Source organism: Streptomyces sp. NPDC005962 (assembly GCF_040629205.1).
GTDB lineage: Bacteria > Actinomycetota > Actinomycetes > Streptomycetales > Streptomycetaceae > Streptomyces.
In genome coordinates this window covers 66,775-92,872 of sequence record NZ_JBEXVE010000038.1, presented here as the reverse complement: position 1 = coordinate 92,872, position 26,098 = coordinate 66,775, and the positions used below count along the sequence as shown (strand labels likewise).

Genomic DNA, 26,098 nt, shown 5'->3' with positions numbered 1-26,098 from the left:
TCAGGGCGGCCGTGGCACTGCCACGGCCCTTCGGTCCACCGTTGACCCGGTACACGATATGGACATCGTCGGCGATGACGGTGGGCACCCGCGCCCCGGCGGGCACGGACGGCACAGCGGGCTCGACGGGTTCCTGTATCTGTTCAGCCACGGCCATAACTTTCCTCCGCCTTCCAGAAGTACACAAAACCTCCGACGCCGAGCAGCAGCGCCCACCCCAGGGCCAGAGCCCAGACATGCGGCGGAAGGTTGCTCGACGGGTAGTCGTTGATCAGCGCGTACCGCATCAGATCCATGTAGACCGCCGCCGGGTTCGCCAGCAGCAGGTCGGAGATCCAGGAGTGCGCCCCCGCCTTCTGGAGCATGTGCTCCAGCGGATACATCACGCCGGAGGCGTACATCCAGGTACGCAGGATGAACGGCAGCAACTGCGCCAGGTCCGGGGTCCTGGCCCCCATCCGGGCGACGATCAGGGCCAGGCCGGTATTGAAGACGAACTGGAGCGCCAGAGTCGGAACGACCAGGAGCCACGCGAGGCCCGGAGGGTGCCCGAAGCTCAGCAGGACGACGACCAGCACGATCATCGAGAACAGCAGCTGCTGGAGCTGCTGGAGCGAGAACGAGATCGGCAGCGAGGCGCGCGGGAAGTGCAGCGCCCGCACCAGCCCCAGGTTCCCGGAGATCGCGCGCACTCCGGCCATGGCGGAGTTCTGCGAGAACGTGAAGACGAACACCCCGGTCACCAGAAACGGGATGTACATGTCGTTCGGCATACCGCCCTTGCTGCCCAGCAGCAGGCCGAAGATGAGGAAGTACACGAACGCGTTGAGGAGCGGCGTCGCCACCTGCCACAGCTGCCCCAGCTTGGCCTCGCTGTACTGCGCGGTCAGCTTGGCCTGCGAGAAGGCCAGGATGAAGTGGCGCCGGCCCCAGAGCCGCCCCACGTAGTCGCGCAGCCCCACGCGAGCACCGCTCACAGTGAGACCGTGAGCGGCCGCGAGGTCCGCGAGGTCCGGGAGATCCCCGGGGTCCGCGAGATCCCCGGGAGAGGGGCGCCGTTCGCTGTCAAGAACCGTTGACTGGCTCACCTGGTCACCTTTCGACAGGGCCCTCAACATCAAGGACGGAACGGATGCGTTCCGTTCCTTCGTAAGTTAAAGCAGCGCACGACGGATCGCAACCGTTCCGTCGTCGAGTAGGCTCAGGGCATGGAGAAGGAGCCGACCATGTCTCGGCGCGCCCCCGCGGGCGCCGCCGTGCTCCAGGAGAACGTGACCGACGCGATCCGTGCTGCCGTCTTCGAGGAACTGGCGACCGTCGGCTACGGACGCATGTCGATCGAGCGGGTAGCGCGCCGGGCCGGAGTGGGGAAGGCCGCCATCTACCGGCGCTGGCCCTCAAAGCTCCCCATCGTTCTGGAGGTGGTTTCCGCCCTGGCGAAGCAGGGGCTGCCGACACCGGACACCGGAACGCTGCACGGGGATGTGAAGGCGCTGCTGGAAGCGACCGCGCGGGTGCTGTGGCACCCCATGGCCGCCCAGATCATCCCCGACCTGTTCGCGGAGTCGGCCCGGAACCCGGATATGGCTCAAGCGCTGCAGATGGCGGTGCGGGACTCCCAGCGCGGCATCGCCGAAGTGGTCGTCCGCAACGCGGTCGACCGGGGCGAGCTCTCCGCCGACACGGACGTCGACCTCGCCCTCGACCTGGCCAGCGGCCCCCTGTACTGGCGCCTGACCACCATCCGCTCGCCTCTCCCCACCGGCTATCTGGAGTCCCTGACGGTGGCCACCACCGCGGCCCTGACCGCCGCCCGCCGTGCGCCCTCCTGAGAGTGCTGAGGCCGCCTCAACCGGCTGATCATGCCCGGCCGCTCCAAAACCCGTGGCCGGTCACGAGGGGCAGATGCCAGACTGACGGGGTCAAAGGGGCGTAGCTCAGCCCGGCCAGAGCAGCGGACTCCAAACCCGCGCGCCGCAGGTTCGAATCCTGCCGCCCCTGCCGGACGCACTTCGATCCGAAGCCGTTGGTCGGCTTCAGCGACATCACGCACATCCACCTTGCCCTGTGGGCGCGATGCCGTGTTGCCTCCCTGCACGGTCCGTTCGCCAACTGGAGCGACGAATGGTCCGGGCCCGCGTCGGCTAAGGCGCTTCGCCGCGCGCTCATGACCACCGACTCCGTCACCTGACCGTCCACCGCCCTACCCGGGCGTGGCGACCGGCGCATGACGGTGACGGCGGCAATGGAACAGGCACCTGCTGGGAATGACGTCACCATGACGAGACGGGAAGGCGCCATCGGCGTCCTCATGCCACGCGATATTCCGGCGCGACACATCGTCGCCTTCGCCCAACGCGCGGAGGCACACGGCTTCGACGAGTTGTGGGTGGTGGAAGACCTCGGCTATCGGGGAGGAGTGGCCCAGGCGGCCACCGTTCTCGCCGCCACCGCTCGGGTCAGGGTCGGTGTGGGGCTGCTGCCGGCCTCCGCTCGCAATGCGGCGTTCGCCGCTATGGAGATCGCGAGCCTCACCCAGTTGCATCCCGGCCGCATCGACATCGCCGTCGGCCACGGCATGCCGTCCTGGATGCGCGGTGTCGGAGCGTGGCCCAAGAGCCCGCTCACCCTTCTGAGCGAGTACATCACCGTCCTGAAGTCACTGCTGAGCGGCCAACTCGTCCATCACGACGGGCAGTACGTGCGCGTCGACGGGGTGCGGCTGCACGAAAGCGCCACACCAGCGGCAGCGCCGCCCGTGCTGGCAGGGGTGCGTGGCCCCAAGTCTCTGGCCGTTTCGGGTCGGGTGGCCGACGGAACCCTCCTCGCGGAACCGGTGACGCCCGCCTACGTACGAGAAGCCCTCGGGCACATCGCGCCCACCCGCCCGCACCGCCTGGTGGCCTACAACATCGCGGCAGTCGATGACGACCCCACCGTGGCGCTGACGGCTGCCCGGCCCGCCCTCGAAGTGGTCGGAGAGCCGGACTGGCGGCCCCATGTCGCTCCGCTGCCCTTCCGGGACGAGCTCGCCGCCCTGCGCTCGCGCTGCGACAGCCCGGAGGAGTTCACTCGCGCCATGCCGGACGAATGGGTACGGCAGCTGGCCGTGGCAGGCACCCCGGACCAGGCGCGAGCCAGGCTGGCAGGCTTGTTCGACGCCGGTGTCACCAGCGCTGTTCTCACACCGGTGGGCAGCGACTGTCTGGCGTCGCTGGACTCGCTGGCGACAGTGCTGTGAACCGCCGGGTCAGCTGCCGGGATGTGGCCGCGGTTTCACCAGGCCGCTCTGGTAGGCGATGACGACGAGCTGGGCGCGGTCCCGGGCGTCCACCTTGGTCATGGCCCGCTGGATGTGGCTGCGTACGGTCAGCGGGCTCAGGACGAGCTGGTCGGCGATCTCGGCGTTGGACTTGCCGTATGCGGCCAGGGCCGTGACTTCGCGTTCGCGGTCGGTCAGGGCTTTGACGGCGTCGGGGAGCGCGAGGAAGCCGTCCGTGTCCGGGGTGGCCAGGAAGCGGGTGATGAGGGCCCGGGTGGCGGTGGGCGAGAGGAGGGAGTCGCCGGCCGCGACGGTGCGGATGCTCGACATCAGCTCGTCGGGGCGGACGCCCTTGCCGAGGAAGCCGCTCGCGCCCGCGCGCAGGGCCTTGGCGACATTCTCGTCGTTCTCGAATGTGGTGAGGATGAGGATGTGGGTGTCGATGAGCTCCGGCCGGGAGCAGATGGCCGCGGTGGCCGCCACTCCGTCGAGGTTCGGCATGCGGATGTCCATGATGACCACATCGGGCCGGTGCACGGCGGTGAGGTCGACGGCTTCCTGCCCGTCGGCGGCCTCCTCGACGACGGTGAAGTCCTCGACCGAGTCGATGAGGATGCGGAAGGTGGCCCGGAGCAGGGCCTGATCGTCGGCGAGCAGGACGCGGATCGTCATGTGGCGGGACTCTCGTCGTGGCGGTGGAGGGGAAGGCCGCAGGCCACCTCGAACCCGCCCTGCGGCCGGTGACCGGCGTGGAAGGTGCCGCCCGCGGCAGTGGCACGTTCGCGCATGCTGAGGAGGCCGAAGCCGCCTCCGGAGGCGGAAGTGACCAGCGGGCGGCCGGAGTTGGTGCCATTGGTGACGGTCAGGGTCAGCTGGTGGGGCGCGTAGCGCAGCCGGACCCGCGCGGTGCGTGTCGCGGCGTGTTTGGTGACGTTGGTGAGGGCTTCCTGGACGATCCGGTAGGCGGTCAGGTCGAGCACGGGTGAGAGCGGGCTCGGCCGTCCCTCGACGGTGACGGCCACTTCCAGGCCGACCGTCGAGCAGGTGTCGACCAGCGCGGGCAGTTGCTCCAGTCCCGGCGCGGGGGCCAGGTCGGCGGTGTCGTCGTCCTGGTACAACAGCCCGACCGTGGCCTTGAGTTCGCGCAGCGCGGCGGCGGTGGTCTCCGGCAGCTTGGCGATGATCTCGAAGGCCTGGTCCGGGTGGGTTCGTGCCAGGTGTGCGGCGGTACCGGCCTGGGCGTCGGCCAGGGTCAGGTGGTGGGCGACCACGTCGTGCAACTCCCGTGCGATGCGCATGCGTTCCTGGATCACCCGGCGGCGCGCCTCTTCCTCGCGCTGCCGGTCGGCGTGTTCGGCGCGGGCCGCCGCGTACTCCCGGCGTACCCGGAGGTAGGCGCCGAGAGCCGCGGACAGGAGCACCCAGGCCGCCGGGTTGACGATCGTGAGGACGGGCGAGTGGAGGAACGACGGGACGAACACACCGGTGACGACCATCCCGGCGGCGGCGGCGAGCGCGCTGTTCCAGGTGGTGCGGCGCGGGGTCCGCACACTCGTGGAGTATTGCGCGACCAGGAGCGGCCCCATCAGCCCGGGAGTCACCAGGTAGCCCAGGGCGCCCAGCGCCATGGTGCACAACGTGGCCGTGGCGAGCACGTACAGCGGGCGGCCGCGGCGCCAGGGCAGGGCCGCGCAGCCGACGGCGGACAGGGCGATGCCGGGCCACAGGGCCGGGGTCCCGGGCATGAACGACCGGGTGAGGAGGACACTGGCGACGGTGCACGCGAACAACAAGGCCACCGTCGTCGCCTCGACGGCTTTCGGATGAGCCGCCGCCCGGCGCTGCCAGCTGTTGTTCATCACGTTCAAAGGGTACGGACCGGTTCCTGGGGCGCGGGCTCGCCGCTCGCCGACGAGACTCCGTGCGCGGGGGACGTGGCGCGGGACGTCATGAGCCCGGTGCCCTCGATGTCGACGCGAGGCAGCAACCGGTCGAGCCACCGGGGCATCCACCACGCCGCGTTCCCGAGCAACGCGAGTATCGCGGGCACGAGCGCCATGCGGACGACGAAGGCGTCGAAGAGCACCGCGACGGCGAGACCGAACCCCATGGTTTTGATCATCGACTCGTCGGCGCCGATGAACCCGGAGAACACCGCGATCATGATCACCGCCGCGGCGGCGACCACCCGGGCGCTGTGCCGGAAGCCCGTGACGACGGCCTGGACGGGCCGGTCCCCATGGACGTACGCCTCCCGCATCCGCGAGACCAGGAAGACCTCGTAGTCCATCGCCAGGCCGAACACGATGCCCACCAGGAAGATCGGCATCAGGCTCATGATCGGACCGGCCTGCTCCACGCCCAGCAGCTCCGCACCCCAGCCCCACTGGAAGACCGCCACCACCGCGCCGAGGGCGGCCAGCACCGACAGCAGGAACCCGAGCGCGGCCTTGACGGGCACGAGCACGGAGCGGAAGACCACCAGCAGCAGGACCAGGGCCAGGACGATGACGACGGCCAGGTAGGGCACGAGCGCGTCCTGCAAGGCCTGCGCGACGTCGATGTCCATCGCGGTGCTCCCCGCCACCTCGAACGTCGCCCCGGTCTCCCGCTCCAGGCCCGGGCGTTCCGAGCGGATGGTCGTGACGAGGCCCTTGGTGTCCTCGTCGTTCGGGCCGGTGGCCGGGACCGCCGAGAAGAGGGCGGCGTCACCGGCCTGGTTGAACCGCGCGGGAGAGACGGACACGACCCCGCGGGTCGCGCCGATCTTCTCGGCGATCTCACGCGCCGCCGCCCTGGGCTCGTCCGCGCCCTTGACGTCCGCCACGATCGTCAGCGGCCCGTTGAAGCCCGCGCCGAAACCGTCCGCGAGCGCGTCGTAGGCGCGCCGCTCCGTCGACGAGACCGGCTTGGACTCGGCCCCCGGCATGCCCATCTCCAGCTGCGTGGCGGGCAGCGCCAGGGCGCCCAGGCCCGCGACGCACGCCACCAGTACGGCCACCGGACGGCGCAGCACGAACCCCGCCCACCGGGAACCACCGTTGTCGGCCGCCTGCGCTACGGGGTCGCCCTTGCGGGTGCGGCGCGAGAGTACGGCGTCGGGCCACATGCCGAGCAGCGCGGGGACCAGCGTGAGGGCGACCAGCACGGCGACGATCACGGCGCCCGCGGCGCACAGCCCCATCTTGGCCAGCATCGGAACGCCGATCACCGTCAGTCCGGCCAGCGCGATGACGACCGTGAGACCGGCGAACACCACGGCGGAACCGGCCGTGCCGACGGCGAGACCGGTCGCCTCGCGCGGCTCGTGGCCGTTGGCGCGCTCCTCCCGGTAGCGGGAGACCACGAAGAGGGCGTAGTCGATCCCGACCGCCAGCCCGAGCATCGTGGCAAGTGTCCCCGTGGTCAGGGAGAGTCCGAAAGCGCTGCCCAGGGCCATGATGGAGGCCATGCTGATCCCGACGCCGACCATGGCGGTGAGCAGCGGAAGCCCGGCGGCCGCCAGGGACCCGAAGGTGATCAGCAGGACGACCGCGGCGAGGGAGACGCCGATGGCCTCGGAGGAGCCGCCCGCCGCGGGCTGCGTGGCGAGGGCGGTACCTCCGGCCTCGACCGTGAGTCCGGAGGCACCGGCACGGTCGATGGCCTTCTCCAGCGCGGTCTTGTCCGCGTCGGTGAGATCGGCGGCCTTCACCGTGAAGTTCACCGTGGCGTAGGCGGTGGAGCCGTCCTTGCTCACCGCGCCCGCCGTGAACGGGCTGACGGCACCGGCGACTTTGGGTTCGTCCGCGACCTCGGCCACGAATGCGTCGACGGCGGCGCGGTGGGCCGTGACCTTCTCCCCGTCGGGTGCGACGAATACGATCCGGGCGCTGGCGCCATCGGCGGCCGGGCCCGGGAATCGCTCTCCGATCAGGTCGAAGGCCTGCTGCGCCTCGATGCCCGGCATGAAGGACTTGCCGTCGTCGGAGGCGGCGGGAGCCGTGGCGGCGCCGACACCGACAGCGCCGAGGATCACCGCCCACAACAGGGTCACCAACAGGCGCCGCCGGAAGGCGATCCGGCCCATCCGATAGAGGAACGTAGCCACGTGAAACGGGTCTCCAAGTCTGAGGTGCGGGTCCGGGTTTCAAGTCCGGGTTTCGGGTGAGGCACCAGCCTGGCCGGACAGGGGGCGTCGGGGCATCGTGCCGCTGCTGGCACTCTCGGCTGGTGGCGCCGCACGAGCCGACGCACTCCCGTCCTCCTCAAGGACGAGCGCGGAATGCTGCGCGCGGATGACGTGCGGCGGCATCGTCCGAGGCGAGCGGGGTAGCCGTGCGGACGTGTTCAGACTCGTATCGGTGACTGGTCCCGCGCTGACGGCGGTGCTCGGCGCGGCTCTCGCGTGGCGCGTATCGGCGTGGTGGTGGCTTCTGGCGGTCGTGGCGGGCGCCATGACGGCCGTGGCGGTGCGGGATGTGGTGCAGCGCGAGCACTCCGTCCTGCGCAACTATCCGCTCCTGGGCCACCTGCGGTTCCTGCTGGAGGCGCTGCGGCCGGAGCTGCAGCAGTACTTCATCGAGCGGAACTACGACGGCCGCCCGTACGACCGTGACGTGCGCAGCATCGTGTACGAGCGGGCCAAGGGCGTGGACGCCGAGGAGCCGTTCGGAACGGAGCGGGATGTCGGTGCGGCGGGGTACGAGTTCCTGGTGCCGTCGCTGGTGCCCAGGGCCACGCCGGACCAGCCGCCCACCGTCCGGGTCGGCGGGCCGGACTGTGCCAAGCCCTATGACATGGCGCTGCTGAACATCTCGGCGATGAGCTTCGGTTCGCTGTCGACCAACGCGATCCTCGCCCTCAACCGCGGTGCGGCCCAGGGTGGTTTCGCGCAGGACACGGGTGAGGGCGGTCTTTCGGAATACCATCTACGCCACGGCGGCGATCTGATCTGGGAGATCGGCACCGGATACTTCGGGTGCCGGACGGACGACGGCGGCTTCGAGGCGGCCACGTTCGCCGACAAGGCGGCCCATGACCAGGTGAAGTGTGTTTCCCTCAAGCTGTCACAGGGCGCGAAACCGGGCATGGGCGGTGTGCTGCCGGGCAGCAAGGTCACCGCGGAGATCGCCAAGGTGCGCGGGGTGCCCGAGGGGCGGACCGTGGTGTCGCCGCCGTACCACCGGGTATTCTCCACGCCCCGCGAGCTGGTGCTGAATGGCTGGCGCCCGGACAGCTGCTCGCCGATCCCCCGGCGGCGTGGGCCGAGGACTGGGCCGCCGCCGACCCCGGCCGCTTCACCGTCTGAACCTACGGCCGCCTCACGACCGGGCGGGGGCTCCCGGCAGGGCGGCGCTGCCCGGCAGCGGTGTGGTCGCGGGCCGGTCCGCGAGCACTTCAAGGATGTTGTCGATGGCGAGATCGACCATCGCGGCACGGGTGGCCTCGGTGGCCGAGCCGATGTGCGGCAACGTCACCACGTTCGGCTCAGCGGCCAGCGGTGACAGCTCGGCGCCCATCGGTTCGCGTTCGTAGACGTCCAGGCCCGCCGAGTGGATGATTCCCTTGCGTACGGCGTGGAGCAGGGCGCCCTCGTCGATGACCCCGCCGCGCGAGGTGCTGACCAGGGTGGCGGTGGACTTCATGGCCGCCAGCTCGTCGGCGCCGATGAGGTGGCGGGTCTGCGGGGTGAGGGGGACGTGCAGCGAGACCACGTCGGCCTCGGCGAGCAGGGTGGGCAGGTCCACGGCCTTGGACGGCGGGTCCTGGGTGTCGTCGGGCGCGAACGGGTCGTGGTGCAGCACGCGCATGCCGAAGCCCTGGGCGCGGCGGGCCACCGCGCGGCCGATCTGGCCGAAGCCGACCAGGCCGAGGGTCGCGCCGTGGATGTCCAGGCCCAGGTAGTCGTCCATCCGGAACAGGCCCCACTGCCCGGCGGCGAGTGAGTCGCGGGCGGCGCCGAGGCGTCGGCGGGCCATGAGGATGAGGGAAAAGGTGAGGTCGGCGGTGGTCTCGGCGAGCACGCCGGGGGTGTGGGTGACCACGACTCCGCGCTCGGCCGCGGCCTCCCGGTCCACGCCGTCGAATCCCATGCTGGCCAGTCCGACGACCTTCAGCGAGGGTCCGGCGGCGTCGAGCAGGGCGGCGTCCACCCGGTCGTTGCCCAGACAGAGAATGCCGCTCGCCCCGGCCGCGAGGGCGTGCAGTTCGGCCGGTTCGGGCTTGCCCTGGCCGTCCCAGCGCACCAGGTCCGACCGGGCCGCCAGCCGGTCCAGGCCCCCGCCGGGCAGGTCGGGCCGGGTGGTGAGCACTCGCTGCGTCATACGCCACTCCCTCATTTTTCCACTGAGTGGAAAAGCCATCTGTTCAATGGGAAGCATCGTCAGTACCATCGACCGGTGATGTCAACCACTGGATGAAAATCGATTCCGCGGAGTGGTAATTTGCACAGCGTGAGCACCAGCGACGTACCGGCCGATGTCGTCGGCCGGGCGATCCGTCTGCTCGTCCTCGTCGGCGAGCATCCGCACGGCATCACCCTGTCGGCCCTGGCCCGCGAGAGCGGTGTCCCCGTCAGCACCTCGCACCGGCTGGTGCACTCGCTCTGCCGGGAGGGTCTGGTGGAGTTCGAGGCCGACGGCAAGCGCTACAAGCCGGGGCTGCGGCTGTTCCAGCTCGGCCAGCAGGCGGGCCAGGTGTACGGCTTCGCGGGCACCGCGCTCCCCGTGATGCAGCGCGTGACGCGGCAGACCGAGGAAGCCACCCTCATGTCCGTCCTCGACGGCGCGCGCCACCTGTACGTGCACTACGTGGACGGCCCCCAGCCGGTCGGTGTGCGCAGCGACCCCGGCCGCCACGGCCCGCTGCACTGCACGTCGATGGGCAAGGTCCTCATGGCCTTCGCCCCCGACGATGTGCGCACCGACCTCCTGGACCGCGTCGAGCTGACCCCGTACGGGCCGAACAGCATCACCGACCGCGGTGCCCTGCGCGAAACCGTCGCCCTCGCCGCCGAGCGCGGCTACGCCACGGCCGACGAGGAACACCACCGCGGTCTGCGCGCCGTCGCCGTCCCCGTCCTGCGGCCCGGCGGAACCGTCTTCGCCGCCCTGTCCACCGCCGCGCCCGCCTTCCGCCGCGGCATGGACGATCTGGTCGCCATGGTGCCGCTGCTCCAGGCGGCGGCCTCCGAGCTGGGCGTCCGGCTGCCCGCCCGCTGACCCGCCACCGGGCCCCCGCCCCGGTCAGCGCTCCGGCCGCCACGGCGTCGCCGTCCGGGCGGGAGCGGATTCGGCACACGGGGCGAGGGGCGCCGGTGGCTGTCGTACGCTGCCAGCCCGGAATCCATCGCCGAGGGGTCCGCCGACTGGCTCGCGGCCTCTCGGCCCTTCGCTGAACGGTGGTTCGCATGCAACAGGAGCGTCGGCCGATGCGCAGTGACACCGAGCGCAACCGCAGGCAGCTCATCAAGGCCGCCGCGAGGCTCTTCGAGGACTCGCCGACCCAGGTCAGCCTGGCCGACATCGCCAAGCAGGCCGAGGTGTCCACCGCGACCGCCTACCGCCACTTCTCCTCCGTCGAGGAGATCCTGCACGCCTTCCGGTCCCAGGTGGGGTCCGAACTGTGCGAGTTCAGCGCGCGGCAGACCACCACCGGCCTGGTCAAGCTGGAGGCGGTCTCCCGCTTCTGGGTGTCGCTCGTTCTGGAACACGGCGGGGCGATGGCGCAGATGCGCTCGCACCGCGGCTACCTCGAACGGCTGCGCGAGGGCACCGGGTATCTCGCTCCCCAGGCCGAGGCGCTCGCCGAGCCGCTGCGGCAGACCGCCGAGGAACTCGGGCTGGCCGACCTGGGGGACGAGGCCCTGTACCTGTGGAACACCCTGTTCGACCCCCGCGACATCCTCGACCTCATCAAGAGCGGACGCAACGAGGACGAAGCCGCCACCCGCCTGGTCGCCGCCCTCCGCGGCGCCCTCATCGGCTGGTCCGCGGCGACGGACCCCCCGGGCGGGGGTTCAGCCCACCGCATCGTGCCCGGGTGAGGCCGACGGGCGCCGGTCCAGTGGCGCAGGGCCGCGCTGGGCGTCATCGCCGCAGAGGGCCACGACCGGTTCGACTTCACCCTCGCCCTGATGATCGACGGCCTCGCACACCGCTAGGGCTCGGTGTGCGAGGCCGTCCGGGAGAAGCGTTCAGCCCGCGCGAACGCCTTGGCCCTGGCTAGACGTTGGGCACGTGCAGCTTGTCCCAGCTCTTCTTGCCCGGGATGCCGTCGGCGTCATCGCCGGAGTAGCCCAGCTTCCGCTGCCACGCCGCGTACGACTTCTTGTCGGCGTCCGTCCACTCCGGGCCCGGGCCCTCCTCGTAGCGGCCGCAGCCCTCGGTCACGAGCCGCTTGCCCATGGCTGTGACGATCTTGCTGACGCGCCCGGCGCGGAAGAAGTCGGCGCCCGGGAACGGCTCGTACGAGGCCGGGGGCTTCGGCTTGGTCTCGGCCGGGCCGTCCGGCTTGTTGCCGAGCCGCTTGCCGATGCGGGTGCGCATGGAGCTCATGGTGAAGCCCCGGGGGTCCACCTTTCCGGGCTGCCACTCCAGGTGGCCGATCACGGACCGCTCGCTCCATTTGTGTACGCGGCAGATGGCCGCGGACACCTTCTCGATGGCCAGCTTCTGCGCTTCCGGCCACGGGTCGTCGCCGTCGCCGAGGTTGACGCATTCGAAGCCGTAGAAGCGGGCGTTGCCGTCCTTGTCGGCCTCGTTGTCGGTGGGCAGCTTGGTCTCGTTGATCACCGCGTTCAGGACGTCGTTGTCGCCGAGGCCCGCGTGGTTGGCGCGGCCGTTGCCGACAAGGTGGATCTCGCCCTTCTTGTCGATGACGCCGTGACACAGCGGTCCCGGCAGCGACGCGTGGCCCTCGTAGCAGAGTTCGACGGAGCTGTCGGTGCCCGAAGTCACGGTGTGGTGGATCATGACGCCGTTCACCGGGCCCCAGGGGCCCTTGGAGTTGCGGTTGTGCGAGCGCCAGCTGCGGTATTCGTGGACGGTCAGACCCTCGTCGCGCAAGGCCTTGAGAAGTCTGTCGGCGCTCAGGGGTGTTGCCATGGTGAAGTGCTCCTTCGTGCTCCTTGGTATCCGTCATATACGGATGCCGTGACGGCATGATTCAGTTGCGGTCGGTGTGCGACGCATCAACTCCCGGACGGGCGTGGGTTCTCAGCCCTCCGAGCCGGTGGACCCGCCACCGTCCGCCTCGGCCTCCGCGGCCTCGGTTCGCGCCGACGCCTCCGCCTCCGCCGCCAGGGCCGCCGCGTCCGCCGCCGGGACGGGGGCGGCCAGTGGCCCGAAGGCCATCCGCAGGTCGGACACCTCGCCCTCGCCGTACACCCAGCCGAGCGGCGCGTAGTGCACCCGGATACCGTCCGGCGCCCGCAGCAGCGCCTTGCGGGCCGCGTTCACCGGCCATTCCACGGCGCCGGTGGCCGTGCGGGCCGGAACCAGCCAGTGGTCGCCGGGCCGGTAGGTGCCGCCGGGCGCGAAGTACACCTCGACACCGTCCTCCAGCGGCAGCCAGCGGCCCTCCTCGACCTTGACGGCGCCGCGCCTCAGCCCGGCCGCCGCGCCCTTGCGCGGACGGCGTGCGGCGTCACGCTGGTCCCAGCGGCGCAGATACGGGTGCAGCTCCGGACGCCGCCCGACACCCGGCTCGGGTTCGCCGGACAGCCGTACCCGACGGCCCGGCAGGTCGACCTCCTCCACCCGCAGCAGCGGCAGCGGCTCGCCACGGCTGACGGTGGCGGTGTCCGTGAACTCGACCCGGTCCCCCACGTTCAGATCGAGCTTGCCGTCACCGCCCAGAGACGCCAACTCCACCCAGGTGCCGTCGAGTTCGTCCACAGGGAAGACCACGGAGCCGTTCTCCCGCGACCACTTGAACGTGGCATCCTTGGCGGGGCCGCCGTCGTGGATCTCCACCCGGTAGAGCTGGTTCTCCGGCCCCCGGTAGCGGGCGTCCGGCGCGACCAGGCACGGGTCCTCGTCCGCGTGGTCCGGCCGCTCGCTGCGCGCGGCGAGCCGGGACGCGGGCGCCCCGGCGGACGCGGCCCATTTGGTGAACGCCTCGCGGATCAGATCCCGCTGGTCTCCGGGCCCGTCCTCGACCTCCAGCTCCGCGCCCGCCAGCGGCAGCACTTGCCAGACCACCTTGAGCCGGGCGGCGGTGTCCGGCATCGCCGAGCCGAGCGCCACCTCGCGCAGCGCCGGGTCCTCGGCGGCGGTGACGGTGCGCTCCCACACCTTCAGATAGGCCAGGTACGGGAACTGGGTGGGCAGCCGGTCGGCCGGGCGCTCCGGGTCCCGGTAGCCGTCCGGCTGGTCCCAGTACGTCCAGGTGGCGGGCGGCTCGGACGGCTCGTCGGCCGCGTCGGCCGCGTCGTCGGAACCGGAGGCTTCCGCCTCGTCGTCCACCGCCTCCTCGGGCCGCGGCCGGTTCGCGTCGCAGAGGATGCCGTCGACGTAGTAGCGGCCGCCGCCGATGACGAGGTCGTCCAGCTCGCGGCTGCCGCCCTTGAAGGCGAGCGCGAAGCCGGTGTTCCCGTCCGGGCCGCCATGCTGCCCGATCAGGTCGGCGGCGAGGGTACGGGCCTGCTGGAGCTGGATCGCGGTCTGCTCGTTGGCGTCGGCGTCGAGCTGGACGCGGCCCTGCTGGGCGACGACCGCCGAGTAGTGCCGGTCGGGCCGGAAGGTGCTGCGGGAGAGGTCTGCGTGCATCGGAAGGGTTCCCCCTCGATCAGGCGATCAGGTTCGTGAAGGCTGCGGGAATGGCGCTGCGGGCGCCCGGCGTCAGGCCACTTCGTCACGTCACGTAGACGACTCCCGCGTCGGTTCCGGCCGGTGTGTACTCGGCGAGGCGGGCGCGCAGGCTGTCCTCGCGCTGTGGCTGGTAGAGGTCGTGGAAGGCGCCCATCTCGGCCCCGTCCTCCGCGCCCCTGCGGATCTCGTCGGCGCATCCGGCGGCCAGCTGCCCGTACACCGGGGTTCCGTAGCGCTCGCCGCTGAAGTGCGGCCGCACCCGCCATGCCTCGGCCACGCCCACCAGGTCCGGCTGGCAGCGGTGGCGGCGCGGGGTGCGCGAGCCCGGCGGGACGTAGGAGAAGCGCAGACAGCCGATGCTACGTCGGGCCACATGCATCCGGCCGGTGAAGATGCTGTTCTCACCCAACTGGACGGCGTGGGCGTGGACTTCGCCGATGACGGTGGTGCGGTGGGCGTACAGCACGGCGTGGGCGTGGCGGCAGTCCGGGGCGGAGAGCGCCGGGCGGTCGTGGCCGGTGGCGTCGAGGATGGAGTCGCGGATGTGGAGGGCGAGCGGGTCGGTGTGCACCTCGTCGCCCATGACCTCGATCGTGCCGAGGATGGAGCGCTCGATCTGCACACACGCCGTGGTGCGCTCCAGGACCAGGCTCGGCTCGTCCGGGGAACGCGGGTCGCACTCCGGCTCCAGGGACCAGCCGGGCACCAGGGTGCAGTGGCGCAGGACGACGGTGCCGACGGGTCCGGTGACGTTGAGCCCGCGCCCGGCGATGAGCAGCCCGTCCAGCACGATGCGCGGCGCGTCACCGGGCCCGTCGCACTCCTCCGGCGCGCGGATGTTGAGCGCGTCGGGGCGGTTGCTGTACCAGTCGAGCAGCCGGATGACCGGCCGTGTGCCCTCGGCGGCGCGCACCTGGAGGCGGTCGCCGGGGTCGAGGTCGAAGTCCAGCTGCTCCTGGTAGGCGCCGCTGTGGGTGATCTCGATGATGCCGTCGGGGCCGCACCGCCCGGCCCGGCGGTCGTTCTTCCACTGCCCGTAGGCGTCCATGACGCGCTGGTAGGCGCAGCCGGGGCCGACCCGGTAGATCTCGGCAGAGGAAAGGGGGCTGCCCGAAGGGCCTCCGTGAGGGGTGGTGGTCGGGCGACGGGCGGGCGTCTGACGGTCGTCGCGCGGGTATTCGCCGCCGCCGATGTCGTCGGCGAAGGCGTAGTGGTACGTCACCCATACGCCCTGACGCGGCGCGGAGCGCGAGCCGAAGGCGATCCGGCCGAGCACCGGGTCGACGGCCACCTGGCCGCGCTTCGGGCGGTAGCGCCAGTCGGTCAGGTCGGCCACCACGAGGTCCGACGGCGGTACCGGCTCCTCCTGCCCGTCGCGCCAGATGGCGAAGGACTTGCCCGGGCCGTAAGCGTCGGCGAGCCGGTCCGCGAGCTGTCTGCGGCGGAGGTACGCCGGGACGTTGTCGATCGCGGCGATGTGCGCGGCCGACGGCTCCGGTTCGGGCCGGGTCACCAGCGGGGTGTCATTGCCGAGGATGGAGAAGGTGTACAGGTTGCGGGCCCGGTCGACGCAGTACGCGGGCGCCCGGGTCACCTGGTACGGCTTCAGCCGCCACACGAAGAGCCCGACCCCGGCCGGGGTGTAACCGCCCTGCGTGCGCCGGGAGTTGGCGCGCCGTACGTCCACCGAGCGGGCCACCGCGCCGAACGGGCCGCCCGCGAGGTCGAGCGCCGAGCCGTCCCGCAGGTCGGCGAGGCGGCCGCGGGCGAGCCTGCGCGCGTCGGCGCCCCCGGCGTCGTCGGCTCCCTTGAGTAGCTTGACCGGCTGCTGGTGGGAGACGAGCCGGGACAGCTCGACGGCCCGCGCGGGCCATCCGGCGACCGATGCCGACACCTCCTCCAGCAGCGCGAGTGTGCCCTTGCGGCGCCGGTGGCCGACCGTGGCGGCGACGTCCCGGCGCGGGGCGAGGGCCTCGGCGAGCCGCTGCCGGGAGGCGTCGGGGCGTCCGCCGTCGCGCAGGCCGGTGGCGAGCACGCGCTCGTAGCCGGGCAGCGGGCGGTAGCCCACCAGGTCGCCGAGGTAGGGCAGCACCCAGTCGGCGGCGGTTTCCACGAACCAGTCCTCGTATTGCTGCTCGACCCCGTCGCGTACGAGGTCGGCCTGCTCGGCGATGACCGCGAGCAGCGCGCGCAGGGGCTCGCCCGCCTCGGCGTCGCGGAGCCGATGCCACCCGGGGAGCAGCTCGGCGAGCCCGTCCGGCTCCCTGCTCATGATGTGACCTCCGTCAGAATCAGCGTGTCGGGGACGTCGGGCGTGAACAGCGCGAGCTGTGCGGGCCTGATGCCGCGGAAGACGAACACCGAGCGGCCCTTGGGCAGGCGGGCGGTGTCGGTGATGTCGGGGTTGAGGCGCAGCAGTTCGGGGAGGGTGATGCCGCCGCGTGCCGCGATGTCGGTGAGCGTCTCGCCGTCGGCCGCGGTGACGCGGTACGTGTCCTCGCCGTACTCGGCGCTCCGTGCCGGGACGGTGTCGCGTGGCCGGTCCAGGCCGGTGGCCAGGCGGCTCAGCTCCTGCGGGGTGCTGGAGGCGGGGACGCCGGTGAAGGCGTCGACGTCGACGTAGTCGACGCCGGGTACGGACTGGGCGGTGGCCAGGACGTCGGAGAGCCGGGCGGGTTGGCCCAACTCCCGTCCCGGGTAGCCGAGTTTTGTCAGCAGCGCGGTGCGCACGCGTGGTTCGACGAGCGCCCAGGTGTGGTCGGGCGCCACTTTCACCCTGGCGGCCAGCAGGAGGAGTACGAGTTCGCGCCACTCCACCCGGACCGGGAGCCGGGTGTCGCCGTAGGTGGCGAGTGAGGCGCGCAGGGCGCGCAGCACCTCGGCGTCGTCGGCGATCGGCACGTCGTCCACTCCGGCGACCGTCACATGAAGCACCGTACGCCGCCCGTCGTGGAGTTCGGCGGCGTGGGCACGGCCGATGCCCGCCCGGGAGCGGGCGAAGTCCTCGTAGTCCCGGACGGAGACGAGGCGGTCGAGGGCGGAGACCGCGAGCGGGATGGTGCGGCGGGTGAGGCCCGGGCCGTCGCCCACGGCGCCGCCGGTGGCGGGCTGAGGGTTGGTGACGGCGGTGACGCCGAGGGGGCGGGTGAGGGGCTGGGTGACGCGGTTCGCGGCGACGTTGGCCGCGCCGTGGGGGCCGCCGGTGCCGAAGCGGTAGCGGGCGCGGACGTTTTCGTGTCCGGTGGGGAGGCGGGCGCCGTTGACGCCGTCGCCGAAGGTCACCGTCGTACGGCCGTCCGCGGTGGTCCCGGTGAGGTAGATCCGCTCGCGTGGTCCGCGCCCGGCGAGGCTGTCGGCCCGGTGCCAGAGCAGTCCGTCCACGCGGACTTCGAGGGCGGGGGTGGCGCCCAGCGGGTTGTCGGCGGGCAGCCAGGTCAGCGGGGACTGCCAGAGCGCGAAGGTCTGGTGGGCGCGGGTGGCGTCGCCGCTGCCGATGGGCTCGTCGCGGCTCTCGCCGTGGGTGGCCGGTACGACGTTGCCCTGCACCCGGACCGTGTCGCGGCGGTAGCGGTAGCCGAGGTCGGCGGTGAGGGTGAGGACCGTGTGGACGTGGTCGCCGGGCAGGTCGGGGTCGACGCGCTGTTCGACGGCCGCGATGACGGCGAGTTCGGTGCCGCGGAGGGCGGCGGAACCCGGGAGGTCGGTGCGCTCGCCGGAGACGACAACGCGGCGGCCGGGGCGCAGCCCCTCGTACAGCTCGGCGAGTTCGAGTTCGTTGCCGTGGACGTCCTCGCCGAGCGGCTCGTCGGCGAGGCGCAGCGGTTCGCCGCCCGCGTGCACGGTGGTGTCGCGGATCGCGGAGAGGACGACGTCGTGTTCGTCGAGCCAGGGGTCGGCGAGGGTGAGTTCGGTGCCGCGGCCGGTGATGCCGTAGTTGGTGTACGCGGCGGTGCGGACGGCGGTGACGCGGGTGGTGACGAAGGCCAGCTTCTTGTCGCCGGGTATCCCGCCGGAGCCCTCTGTACCCTCCGCGCCCGCGCCCTTGCGGGGGCGTTCGATGGCGACCCAGCTGCCGACCGTGATGCCGTTGTATACGGAGTCGAGGGCCAGGACGTTGCGGTGGGCGGGTTCGGGGACGGTCGCGATGCCGATCTCGACGGCCGGTGGCTCGCTGCCCGGGGTGTACCGGATGGCCAGCTCGTACCGGCCGAGGGTGACCTGTTTCTGGTCGCCGCGCGCGAGCCGCCACTGCGGGGACTCGCCGCCGTCCACCTCCACGGCGATGTGCACACGGCCGTCCTCGGCGGGGCGGGAGACGAACAGGGTGTAGGCGGGCAGGCCGGGCAGGAGCCTGGCGGTGACGCCGGGCTCCTGGGTGTCGACGGGGCGGCGGCTGAGCCAGCTCAGGTCGTGGTCCTGGCCGGTGCGGGTGGACAGTTCGATCCGGCCGGGCGGGAGGTCGAAGGTCTCGTTCTGCGGCAGGTTCTCGCTGCGCTGCACCGAGGTGCCGGTCTCGGTGTGCTGGAACTCGGCCTTCACCGGCACCTTGCCCGCCGTGTCGTACACGACGCGCATGCTGGTCAGCGCGCCGCCGGTGAGCGGCCAGTCGACCTGCCGGATGACGCGGCCGCGGTCGTCCTGCACGGCCTTCAGCGGTGCGGTCGCGCCGAAGGGCGCTGCGGTGACGCGCATCGCCAGCAGCTCGCGGAGCAGGGCGGTGGCCTGCTCGGGAGGGGCGGCCTGCCGCCAGGCGGCGTACAGCCCGGTTCCGAGGCGCGGGTCGAGGGCGGCGAGGATCCGCGGGGCGAGGTCCGAGCCGGGCGCGAAGAGGTGCCCGGCCGCCGCGGCCCCGGCCGGGGGCCGTACGACGCCGGTGCGCAGCGCGGGGAGTACGGCGCCGAGCGCGCGGATCGCGGCCGGGGTCCGGGGGCCGGTCTCCTCCGGGCGGTCGTGGGTGAGCTGCGACCGCGGGCCGCGCTGCGCGGGCTGGGCGGCCTCCAGTTCCCCGGCGCGCTCGGCCAGTTCGCCGATCACCGCCTCCAGCCGCTCGAACCAGGCCGCGACCTCCTCGTAGGGGGCGGCGAGCGCCTGCGCCTCCGCCAGCCGGGCGTGCGGTTCGGCGAGCCTGCGGGCAAGCTGGGCGGGGCGGGTGAGGTCGTCGAGGTCGGCGCGGAGTGGGGCCAGGACCTGGGCGTCGAAGGCGTCGATGAGCCTGCTGATGGGGCGGGGGTCGGGGTGGTCGGGGGTGGGTTCGGGTTCGCCTGCGTCCGGGTCCCCCTCCGGTGGGGCGATCCACTGGCGGAGTTCGTCCACCAGCTCCTTGAAGGACGCGGGCGGCGACTGCGGCAGGCCGATCGCCGTGACGTTCTCGTCCCGGTCGACGCGTATCCGCGAGGCGGGCAGCAGCAGGCGCTGCCCGGAGGTGCCGTCGCCGGAGCCCGCGAAGACGAAGAGGAGCTGATCGCCGGTGGCCAGTCCGGTCGAGGTCCCGGCGACGAGCAGTTCGGAGCGCTGCTTCAGGTCATCGGGGGTCAGCAGGGCGGGCCGGCGGCGCCGTACCGCCAGCTCGTTCCAGGACCAGTGGGCGGTCAGGTCCTCGTCGGTCTCGAAGGTGTGCGGCTCCTCGTCGGAGGCGGCGGGCACGCTGTGGCTGAGGGCGCCGCGCGGGATCGTGACGAGGACGTCCTCGGCGCGCGGGTCGCGGTCGACGGTGTAGGCGAGGTGGGTGTCGGCGGCGACACCCGGGCGCGGCACGTGTCCGACGAGGCGGCCGAGGAGCGCGAGCGAGCGGTGTTCACCGGCGGTGCGCAGATAGCCCTCGTCGGCAATCCGCTCGGAGTGGAAGGTCAGCAGGTCGCCGAGGACGGCCCAGGCGTCCAGCAGCCCGACGGCCGGGTCGTCCGGGGTGCGGACGGTCAGGCCGCGCAGCGCGGGGTAGGCGGGTGAGGCGAGCCGGTCGAGCATGGCGGCGAGGAACGAGCCGTACTCCCCCACCCGGTAGTCCAGGGCGGTGCGGCCGGGCGGGTTGTGGAGGGCGTCGGGGGCGCGGCGCTCGTCGTGGCCGCCGCAGCCGCAGGCGCAAGCGCCGCTCATCGCGCACCTCCGTCGTTGATCAGGGTGATCTCGACGCGGCCGTTCTCCGGCCGGTCGGGGTCGTTGTCGCATTGGGCGACCTCCAGCGGGCCGAGCCGCAGCACGCCTGCCTCCCTCTCTCCGTCGTCGGGGTGGAACATCCGCCGCAGCCGGGTGACCGCCACGCTCTCGACCCCGGGCACGGCCGCGGCGACGGCCACCATGCGGCTGAGCCGGACCGGTTCGCCGAAGGTGAGCGCGTCGGGGTGGAAGAAGCCGAGCCGTCCGCCGGGCAGCGGGCGGCTGCCGAGCACCCGGTACAGCTCGGCCAGGATCTGCCCGTGCTGATGACCGGGCGCCGCGCACACCTCGACGGCGATATCCAGCGGGACCGGCTGGGCGGGGCCGACGACCAGGTCGTGCCCGATCCTGCGGTACCGCTCCAGGGCGTGCGCGACCGAGTCGAGCAGGGTTCGCGGTGGTGTCCCGGTCCCGTGCGCGTCGATGGCGATGTGCGCCTCCTGGACGCTGCCGGTCCAGCGGATCTCGGCCGCCGCCCGCTGTACGCCGGGCAGTTCGGCCGCGAGCGCCGCGTAGTCCTCGGCGGTGACGGCCCGCAGCCGGGTCCGCTTGAGGTCGAGCGGGGCGAGCTGGCGTACCTGCTCGACGGGCTCGGGCTCGGTGCCGCCGACGGCGGGCAGCGGGTTACGCACCCCGGCGACGGGCAACGGGCCGTCGGGCTCGCGGGAGAGGACGAGGTGGTTGATGGCCTCCGCGCCGACGTTGCCCGCCGTGCCGCCGCCGAGCCGGTAGTGGAGGTGCAGCCGGGCCCCGGGGGTCGGCTTCGCGCCGTGGCGGCCGTCGCCGAAGCGCAGCGCGACGCGGCCGTCGTCCTCCAGCTCGCCGACGAAGTGCCGGTCGCGGGACCCGGATGCGAGGAGATCGCGGCGGGGCACCCAGATGTCGTCCCCGTCCTCGACGCGTACGGCGGGCAGCGCGGCCCGGGGGTCGGGGCTGATCGCGGCGGCGGGGCCGTGCAGCGCCGGATCGTCCGGGTGCAGCCCGTGCGCGTACGCCCGGCCCCAGCTGTGGCCGATCTCCCAGGCGATGTGCGGGTCGAGTACGGTCCCCGCCCCGGCGCGTGCGGTCAGTATGGCGAGGCGGCGCAGCTTGACGGCGAGCAACTGGTCGGAGCGGTGCAGCAGTTCGCGGAGGGCGCGTACGGGGTGCCGGGCGAGCTCCAGCCGTTCCAGCAGCCGCAACCCGAACAGCACGGTCAGCTCGCGCGTCTCGTCGTCCGAGAGCCCGTCGTGGTCACGGGCGCTACGCCACAGCTCCAGCAGGCGGTGCCGGGCGCGGCCGGGGATGGCGGCCAGCCGTTCGGCCTGCCCGGCGGCGATGTGGGGCGGGTCGGGGAACGGCACGGTCTGGGCGACGGGCGAGCGCTGGAGGACCGGCCGGAAGCGGGGTGCGATGCCCGGGTAGAGGCCCTGGGCGAGCAGCGTTCCGAGCGCCTCGGCCTGGGCGTACGCGGTGCCGGGCACGACCCGCTCCCGGCGCTGTCCGGCGCGCTCCAGGCCGATCCCGGCGCGTTCGGTCGCTGCGTCTCCCACGACGGCGAACAGCTCCCGTACATCGTGCGCGGTGAGCTGGCCACCGTGGCGGGTCTGGTCGAGGAGCGCGCCGATGAGGCGGGCGGGCTCGTTGCCGGCGTCCTCGTCGAAGCAGCCGAAGGCGGGCGGCGCGCAGGACCCGGCGACGGGCGGAACAGTCGGCACGGTGACGGTCTCGGGCAGGCCCGGTTCGCAGCCCCAGGTCAGCGAGCGGCCGTGGTCGGCCGGGGCCACGTTGCCGCGCGCCACGGTCACGTCCTCGACGGGCGCGCAGCCCGTACCGGCGCGGGTGGTCAGGCACAGCGCGAACGGCAGCGCGTCCGCCCGGCCCCACGTCACCTCCAGCACCGGCTGCCGCGCCAGCCGGTCGACGGCGGGGGTGACGGAGGTGAGGCGTACGGCGTGCCGATGGGCCGGGTCGGCGTCGCCCGGGGTGCCGGTGCGGGGGCCGCGGATCTCCTCGAAGAGCAGCAGATCGCCGGGGCGCAGGTCGAGGGCGCGCTCCTCGCGGCGGTCGTCGGTCCACTCGTCGCGTAACGTCGCGGCGCTCGCGCCCCTCGGGAGCGAGCAGACCTCCTCGCCCCAGGTCCACAGGCGGATCGCGTTGTGCGCGGGCCGCAGCCGCAGGGGCCGGTCGGAGAGCGGTTCGAAGACCTCCACCGAACCGCGCTCGTCCAGCACGGCGAGGTCGCGGTCGTCGATGACGGTGCCGGTCTCGGGCCGGTCGCGGGGCGCGAGGGTGCGGACGTCGACGGCGGCGAAGCGGTACGTGCCGGGGCGCAGCGTCAGCCGCTCGGCGGTTTCGACGGCGACGTAGGCGCGGGCGGCGCAGCCGTCGTGCATCGGGTAGTCGATGAGCCGGACGTGGCGGCGTACGGAGACCCGGCGGCGGGCGGTGTCGAGGTAGGCCTCGGTGGCGACGGCGTCCTGGTGGTAGCTGATCTGGTCGGCGGTGTAGGCGAGGAGTTCGACGAGGGTGGTGCCGAGGTCGGCGGCGTTGCGCTCGATCCAGCCGGGGGTGGTGAGGCGGAGCCGGTCGAGGACGACCGCGCGGAGGGTGTCGTAGTCGCGGGCGGTGTAGTCGACGACGGGGGCGGGCCGATAGGTGGTCGGAAGGTCTGTGGTCTCGTCTGCGCAGTCGAAGGGGGTGGGGCAGTCGGGCCGGAAGCGGAACTCGGCGGTGTAGTAGCGCTGGTCGAAGCCGGGGAAGGGGGTGTCGCCGGGGCGTCCGAAGGGGTCGGTTTCGACGAGGGCGAGTCGGTAGGGGGAGGTGTCCCCGGCGCGGTCGACGGTCACGTACAGCGTGTCGTCGAGTTCGGGATCGTCCTCCCGCTCGACGGAGATGTCCACGACGCCGATGCCGGTGACGCGGCGGCCGCCGTCGATGCGTACGTTCTCGGGGCAGAGGCCGTGGGGGGCCTTGCCGAGGAAGGAGACGGTGAGGGTGAGGCCGTCGTCGGCGACTTCGACGGCGTCGACGCCGTTGAGGTCGGCGGCGCGGACGCGGTGGCGCCGGGTGTCCGTCCGGGACGTCATGCCGCACCCCTCCCCTCGAACACCTCGTCGCGGAGGCTCGCGGTGGAGCGCACCACGTAGCGGAGATGGACCCGCACGACGTTCTCCTCACTCACCACGTCCAGCGCCTCCACGTCGATCAGCTCGCCGAGCCAGCGCTGCAGGGCGGCCTGGACGGAGAGTTCGAGGGCAGAGGCCAGCTCGGGGCTGTTGGGGGTGAACACGAGGTCCAGCAGCCCGCATCCGAAGTCGGGGCGCATGACGCGCTCGCCGGGGCTGGTGAACAGCAGTTGCTCGATCAGATCCCGTATGTGGTCGTCGTAGTCCGCGTGCGCGGTGCGCCCGCGCCGGTCGACCCTGAACGGGAACGCGATATCCGTACGCGATGTCTGTGCCCTCACTGGCACACCACTCCTTGTCGTCCGTCTCGCGTGGCGGCCACGACCGGGGGTCCCTGGGGCACCATCGCTGCGGTGAAGCACTGGGCGGAGGTGCTGTCGAGCAGCACGGGTACGCCGTCGACCAGCACGCCGTCGCGGTCCGGGGTCCACCGGACGGTGACGCACGGCACGGGGAGCCCGTCGGCGGTGTGCGGGCAGCCGACGACGACGTAGACGTCGGCGGCGCTCGGCACGGGCTGCCCGTCGAGCAGCACCGCTCCGGACGACGGGGCGGACATCGGCTGTGCCCTGCCCCCGTGCGGGCAGCTGATGGTGGCGGTGTGGTTGACGAGATTCCCGGACGGCACTGTCTCTCCCCGTTCTGCTGATACTCCGCGCTTATCGCTTCTTGGGCACGGTCAACCGGCCCTCATTGATCTCGACTTGATCGCCGACGAGCGAAATCGACGCACCTTGGCCGTTGTCGATATGCACTCCGGAAGCGTCGATCTTCACGTACGCGCCGCCGGTTGCCTGGAGGAGAATCCCGTTGGCGGGCACGTCCGACATCACGATCTTGTGCTTGCCGGGCGTCTGGATCACGACGGGGTGGGCGGTCGCGGGGTCGGACCGCGCGTCCTCCGGCAGCTGCTCCCGTGCCCCGAACCAGCACCCGGTCCAGATGGGGAAGCTCGGGTCCCCCTGCTCGAACTCGATCCACACGCCCGCCCCGACGGACGGCACGACGTACTGGCCCGCGGGCTTTTGCTGCTCCCCGGTGAACGGAAAGCACGGCATGGCCCACGTACTCGGCTCGTCGCCGAGCACGTCCGGCACGTCGGCGGTGATCCTGCCGATGCCGAGGGGGTCCTGGTTGTCGCGGACCCGTCCCCGGAACTTGCCGAGGAAACGGTTGTTGGGCGCAACGGCCATGCGGTGCTCCTGATCCTTCCCGGCCTACGGCCGAACGGTGCTGTTGCGCGCGAGCAGTCCCTCGCGCGAGATCGTGAAGTTCTGCTGGAAGGACCCGGGCCGGATGGTGTGGGTGACGGACTTGACGTAGTACTCGCCGTCGTACGTCCTCCCGGCGCCCCGCACGCCGACCAGCTGGCGCGGCTGGAGGATGTACCCGTGCCGGTTGACGTCGAGCGACCCGGACCCGGAGATCGCGTCCGCCGACGTCGCCGCCCGCGCCATCGCCTCGGCCTCGGCCTGCCCCCGGTCCATCTTGGCCGTCCCGGTGAGGGTCTTGCGTTTCAGCGCGGGCGTGGGCCGCGCGCCGAGGGGCGGGCGCAGGGGGCTGATGTCCTGCTGCGGGAGGAGGGTGGAGTCCCTGGTCCTGGGGTCCTGCCAGCGGGCCTGGGGTTCTTCGCGGGCGGTGCCGTCGTAGGCGAAAGTGAGCTGGTCGACGGTGGAGTTGACGTCCATGTTGACGTTGAGCGCGTGCTGCGGGCGGCCGATGCGCCGTTCGGGCCCCCAGTAGGCGAGGGAGCGCTCGGGGGCCGGCCCGGGTTCGAGGTAGAACGTGAACCCGTTGGCGCGGGCCAGCTCGTTGAGGTACTGGAGGTCGGTGCCGGTCTGGTAGTCCACGCGCTGCTGGACGTTGGGGGTCTGCGGGATCTTCTCGTCGACGATGTGGGTGTCGATCCCGTAGTCGGTGTACCTCGCGAGAATCCGCTCGACGCGCAGGGCGGGCCGGAGGCCGGGGTACCGGTCGGTCCGCTCTTCGAGGTCCATGAGGAGGGTGAGGTCCTCGCCGGTGACGGTGAGGGTGGTCTGCCCCGGCTGGTTGCTCGCCCCGACCTCCTGACGCACGATCAGGCCGTCGAGCAGCACGATGGGGGTTCCCTTGACGGCCGCCGTCATGACCACCCTGGTCCGGGGGTCGAAGAACCCTTCGGGCAGCAGCCGGTCGATGATCGCCCCCTTCTTGGTCAGGTCGAACGCGATCTGGAACCCGCTCCGCTCCCCCGCCGTCATGGTGATCTGCGCGGAGAGCAGTGCCTCGGTCACTTCGGGCGGTACCGGGCGGGTGAGTCTGGGCCCCATCCTGAGCTCCAGATGGATGGGCCCCTGCCCCACGGGCTCGTCAGCCACGGCCACCCCCGGGGAATCCGCCGGGCAGCGGAATCTCTATCTCCCGGCCCGGCTCGGCGGTCAGCTCCCGGGGGTCGAGGGCGGGATTGGCATCGGCGATCCGCCACCACTGGCCGGGGTCGCCCAGGTACCTCTGGCCGAGCTGGTCCGGGCGCTCTCCGCTGCTGACGGTGTGCGGTGCGGTCTCCTCCGCCGTTTCGTTGAGCGGCGGCAGCAACCGGCGCTTGGCGTACCGCACTTCGGTCCCGTCGGGCTGGGTGTGCACGCCGATCTCGGCGTCGTGATACCGACTGGTGCGGGGGTAGGGGTGCGACCCCGGAGCCCCGTCCAGCGCGCTCTCGTACGGCTGAATCCCGGCCATGTCCG

General features: G+C 72.3%; 19 protein-coding genes, 1 tRNA gene and 3 pseudogenes. 7 read left to right on the top strand and 16 right to left on the bottom strand.

Annotated elements, in window-relative coordinates:
- Nucleotides 1-157: pseudogene (locus tag ABZ370_RS39045) on the bottom strand (ABC transporter ATP-binding protein); the annotation flags it as partial.
- Nucleotides 144-1,007, bottom strand: a pseudogene (locus tag ABZ370_RS39040) (ABC transporter permease); the annotation flags it as partial. The pseudogenes ABZ370_RS39045 and ABZ370_RS39040, both read right to left, overlap by 14 nt.
- Before the next feature lie 219 nt (nucleotides 1,008-1,226).
- Here ABZ370_RS39040 and ABZ370_RS39035 point away from each other — a divergent pair.
- From ABZ370_RS39035 to ABZ370_RS39020, 4 genes are all read left to right on the top strand, one after another.
- On the top strand, nucleotides 1,227-1,832 hold the full coding sequence (locus ABZ370_RS39035; RefSeq protein WP_358631610.1) for a TetR/AcrR family transcriptional regulator: 606 nt from the start codon (nucleotides 1,227-1,229) through the stop codon (nucleotides 1,830-1,832).
- 94 nt (nucleotides 1,833-1,926) lie between these two features.
- A tRNA-Trp gene (locus tag ABZ370_RS39030) sits at nucleotides 1,927-2,001 on the top strand.
- Between the two features lie 25 nt (nucleotides 2,002-2,026).
- On the top strand, nucleotides 2,027-2,191 hold the full coding sequence (locus tag ABZ370_RS39025; RefSeq protein ID WP_358631607.1) for an LD-carboxypeptidase: 165 nt from the start codon (nucleotides 2,027-2,029) through the stop codon (nucleotides 2,189-2,191).
- Between the two features lie 87 nt (nucleotides 2,192-2,278).
- Nucleotides 2,279-3,241, top strand: a complete 963-nt coding sequence (locus tag ABZ370_RS39020; RefSeq protein ID WP_358631604.1) for an LLM class flavin-dependent oxidoreductase — start codon at nucleotides 2,279-2,281, stop codon at nucleotides 3,239-3,241.
- A 9-nt stretch (nucleotides 3,242-3,250) separates the two neighbouring features.
- Here ABZ370_RS39020 and ABZ370_RS39015 read toward each other — a convergent pair whose 3' ends face one another.
- From ABZ370_RS39015 to ABZ370_RS39005, 3 genes are read right to left on the bottom strand one after another with little or no spacing between them, the layout of a single operon-like run.
- A complete protein-coding gene (locus ABZ370_RS39015; protein WP_358631601.1) occupies nucleotides 3,251-3,934 on the bottom strand; it encodes a response regulator transcription factor in 684 nt (227 codons plus the stop codon).
- On the bottom strand, nucleotides 3,931-5,121 hold the full coding sequence (locus tag ABZ370_RS39010; protein ID WP_358631622.1) for a sensor histidine kinase: 1,191 nt from the start codon (nucleotides 5,119-5,121) through the stop codon (nucleotides 3,931-3,933). The genes ABZ370_RS39015 and ABZ370_RS39010 overlap by 4 nt, the downstream gene beginning before the upstream one ends.
- A 5-nt stretch (nucleotides 5,122-5,126) precedes the next feature.
- A complete protein-coding gene (locus tag ABZ370_RS39005; protein WP_358631599.1) occupies nucleotides 5,127-7,352 on the bottom strand; it encodes an MMPL family transporter in 2,226 nt (741 codons plus the stop codon).
- A gap of 346 nt (nucleotides 7,353-7,698) precedes the next feature.
- On the opposite strand from ABZ370_RS39005, the pseudogene ABZ370_RS39000 reads away from it, so the two are divergent.
- Nucleotides 7,699-8,457, top strand: a pseudogene (locus ABZ370_RS39000) (FMN-binding glutamate synthase family protein); the annotation flags it as partial.
- Between the two features lie 108 nt (nucleotides 8,458-8,565).
- Here ABZ370_RS39000 and ABZ370_RS38995 read toward each other — a convergent pair.
- On the bottom strand, nucleotides 8,566-9,567 hold the full coding sequence (locus ABZ370_RS38995) for a D-glycerate dehydrogenase (RefSeq protein WP_358631596.1): 1,002 nt from the start codon (nucleotides 9,565-9,567) through the stop codon (nucleotides 8,566-8,568).
- A gap of 129 nt (nucleotides 9,568-9,696) precedes the next feature.
- Here ABZ370_RS38995 and ABZ370_RS38990 point away from each other — a divergent pair, with 129 nt between their 5' ends.
- The gene (locus ABZ370_RS38990) at nucleotides 9,697-10,464 is read left to right on the top strand and encodes an IclR family transcriptional regulator (RefSeq protein ID WP_358631593.1); all 768 of its coding nucleotides are present in this window, start codon (nucleotides 9,697-9,699) and stop codon (nucleotides 10,462-10,464) included.
- A 209-nt stretch (nucleotides 10,465-10,673) separates the two neighbouring features.
- Nucleotides 10,674-11,288 carry a helix-turn-helix domain-containing protein gene (locus ABZ370_RS38985; RefSeq protein WP_358631590.1) on the top strand — a complete coding sequence of 205 codons (615 nt, stop codon included), beginning with the start codon at nucleotides 10,674-10,676 and terminating at the stop codon, nucleotides 11,286-11,288.
- A 178-nt stretch (nucleotides 11,289-11,466) separates the two neighbouring features.
- On the opposite strand, the gene ABZ370_RS38980 is transcribed toward ABZ370_RS38985, so the two are convergent.
- From ABZ370_RS38980 to ABZ370_RS38935, 10 genes are all read right to left on the bottom strand, one after another.
- Nucleotides 11,467-12,348, bottom strand: coding sequence for a peptidoglycan-binding protein (locus tag ABZ370_RS38980; protein ID WP_358631588.1), 882 nt, complete (start codon nucleotides 12,346-12,348; stop codon nucleotides 11,467-11,469).
- Between the two features lie 111 nt (nucleotides 12,349-12,459).
- Nucleotides 12,460-14,013 carry a DUF6519 domain-containing protein gene (locus ABZ370_RS38975; protein ID WP_358631585.1) on the bottom strand — a complete coding sequence of 518 codons (1,554 nt, stop codon included), beginning with the start codon at nucleotides 14,011-14,013 and terminating at the stop codon, nucleotides 12,460-12,462.
- An 85-nt stretch (nucleotides 14,014-14,098) separates the two neighbouring features.
- Complete coding sequence (locus ABZ370_RS38970) at nucleotides 14,099-16,327, bottom strand: hypothetical protein (RefSeq protein WP_358631582.1); 2,229 nt, start codon at nucleotides 16,325-16,327, stop codon at nucleotides 14,099-14,101.
- On the bottom strand, nucleotides 16,324-20,148 hold the full coding sequence (locus ABZ370_RS38965; protein ID WP_358631579.1) for a putative baseplate assembly protein: 3,825 nt from the start codon (nucleotides 20,146-20,148) through the stop codon (nucleotides 16,324-16,326). Before ABZ370_RS38965 ends, ABZ370_RS38970 begins: the two co-directional genes overlap by 4 nt.
- The gene (locus tag ABZ370_RS38960; RefSeq protein WP_358631576.1) at nucleotides 20,145-23,276 is read right to left on the bottom strand and encodes a putative baseplate assembly protein; all 3,132 of its coding nucleotides are present in this window, start codon (nucleotides 23,274-23,276) and stop codon (nucleotides 20,145-20,147) included. Before ABZ370_RS38960 ends, ABZ370_RS38965 begins: the two co-directional genes overlap by 4 nt.
- Entirely contained in the window at nucleotides 23,273-23,656 is a 384-nt protein-coding gene (locus ABZ370_RS38955) for a GPW/gp25 family protein (protein ID WP_358631574.1), read from the bottom strand. The genes ABZ370_RS38960 and ABZ370_RS38955 overlap by 4 nt, the downstream gene beginning before the upstream one ends.
- Nucleotides 23,653-24,003, bottom strand: a complete 351-nt coding sequence (locus ABZ370_RS38950; protein WP_358631571.1) for a hypothetical protein — start codon at nucleotides 24,001-24,003, stop codon at nucleotides 23,653-23,655. The genes ABZ370_RS38955 and ABZ370_RS38950 overlap by 4 nt, the downstream gene beginning before the upstream one ends.
- Nucleotides 24,004-24,034: 31 nt before the next feature.
- Nucleotides 24,035-24,568, bottom strand: a complete 534-nt coding sequence (locus ABZ370_RS38945) for a phage baseplate assembly protein V (protein WP_358631568.1) — start codon at nucleotides 24,566-24,568, stop codon at nucleotides 24,035-24,037.
- A gap of 24 nt (nucleotides 24,569-24,592) precedes the next feature.
- Nucleotides 24,593-25,732, bottom strand: coding sequence for a hypothetical protein (locus ABZ370_RS38940; protein WP_358631565.1), 1,140 nt, complete (start codon nucleotides 25,730-25,732; stop codon nucleotides 24,593-24,595).
- A complete protein-coding gene (locus ABZ370_RS38935) occupies nucleotides 25,725-26,093 on the bottom strand; it encodes a hypothetical protein (protein ID WP_358631562.1) in 369 nt (122 codons plus the stop codon). The genes ABZ370_RS38940 and ABZ370_RS38935 overlap by 8 nt, the downstream gene beginning before the upstream one ends.
- Nucleotides 26,094-26,098: the final 5 nt, after the last annotated feature.

Coding starts and splice junctions, on each gene's coding strand:
- ABZ370_RS38935 (WP_358631562.1), bottom strand. CDS start 26,093: ATGGCCGGGATTCAGCCGTACGAGAGCGCGCTGGACGGGGCTCCGGGG.
- ABZ370_RS39020 (WP_358631604.1), top strand. CDS start 2,279: ATGACGAGACGGGAAGGCGCCATCGGCGTCCTCATGCCACGCGATATT.
- ABZ370_RS38970 (WP_358631582.1), bottom strand. CDS start 16,327: ATGAGCAGGGAGCCGGACGGGCTCGCCGAGCTGCTCCCCGGGTGGCAT.
- ABZ370_RS38965 (WP_358631579.1), bottom strand. CDS start 20,148: ATGAGCGGCGCTTGCGCCTGCGGCTGCGGCGGCCACGACGAGCGCCGC.
- ABZ370_RS39035 (WP_358631610.1), top strand. CDS start 1,227: ATGTCTCGGCGCGCCCCCGCGGGCGCCGCCGTGCTCCAGGAGAACGTG.
- ABZ370_RS38985 (WP_358631590.1), top strand. CDS start 10,674: ATGCGCAGTGACACCGAGCGCAACCGCAGGCAGCTCATCAAGGCCGCC.
- ABZ370_RS39015 (WP_358631601.1), bottom strand. CDS start 3,934: ATGACGATCCGCGTCCTGCTCGCCGACGATCAGGCCCTGCTCCGGGCC.
- ABZ370_RS39010 (WP_358631622.1), bottom strand. CDS start 5,121: ATGAACAACAGCTGGCAGCGCCGGGCGGCGGCTCATCCGAAAGCCGTC.
- ABZ370_RS38975 (WP_358631585.1), bottom strand. CDS start 14,013: ATGCACGCAGACCTCTCCCGCAGCACCTTCCGGCCCGACCGGCACTAC.
- ABZ370_RS38945 (WP_358631568.1), bottom strand. CDS start 24,568: ATGGCCGTTGCGCCCAACAACCGTTTCCTCGGCAAGTTCCGGGGACGG.
- ABZ370_RS38995 (WP_358631596.1), bottom strand. CDS start 9,567: ATGACGCAGCGAGTGCTCACCACCCGGCCCGACCTGCCCGGCGGGGGC.
- ABZ370_RS38960 (WP_358631576.1), bottom strand. CDS start 23,276: ATGACGTCCCGGACGGACACCCGGCGCCACCGCGTCCGCGCCGCCGAC.
- ABZ370_RS38980 (WP_358631588.1), bottom strand. CDS start 12,348: ATGGCAACACCCCTGAGCGCCGACAGACTTCTCAAGGCCTTGCGCGAC.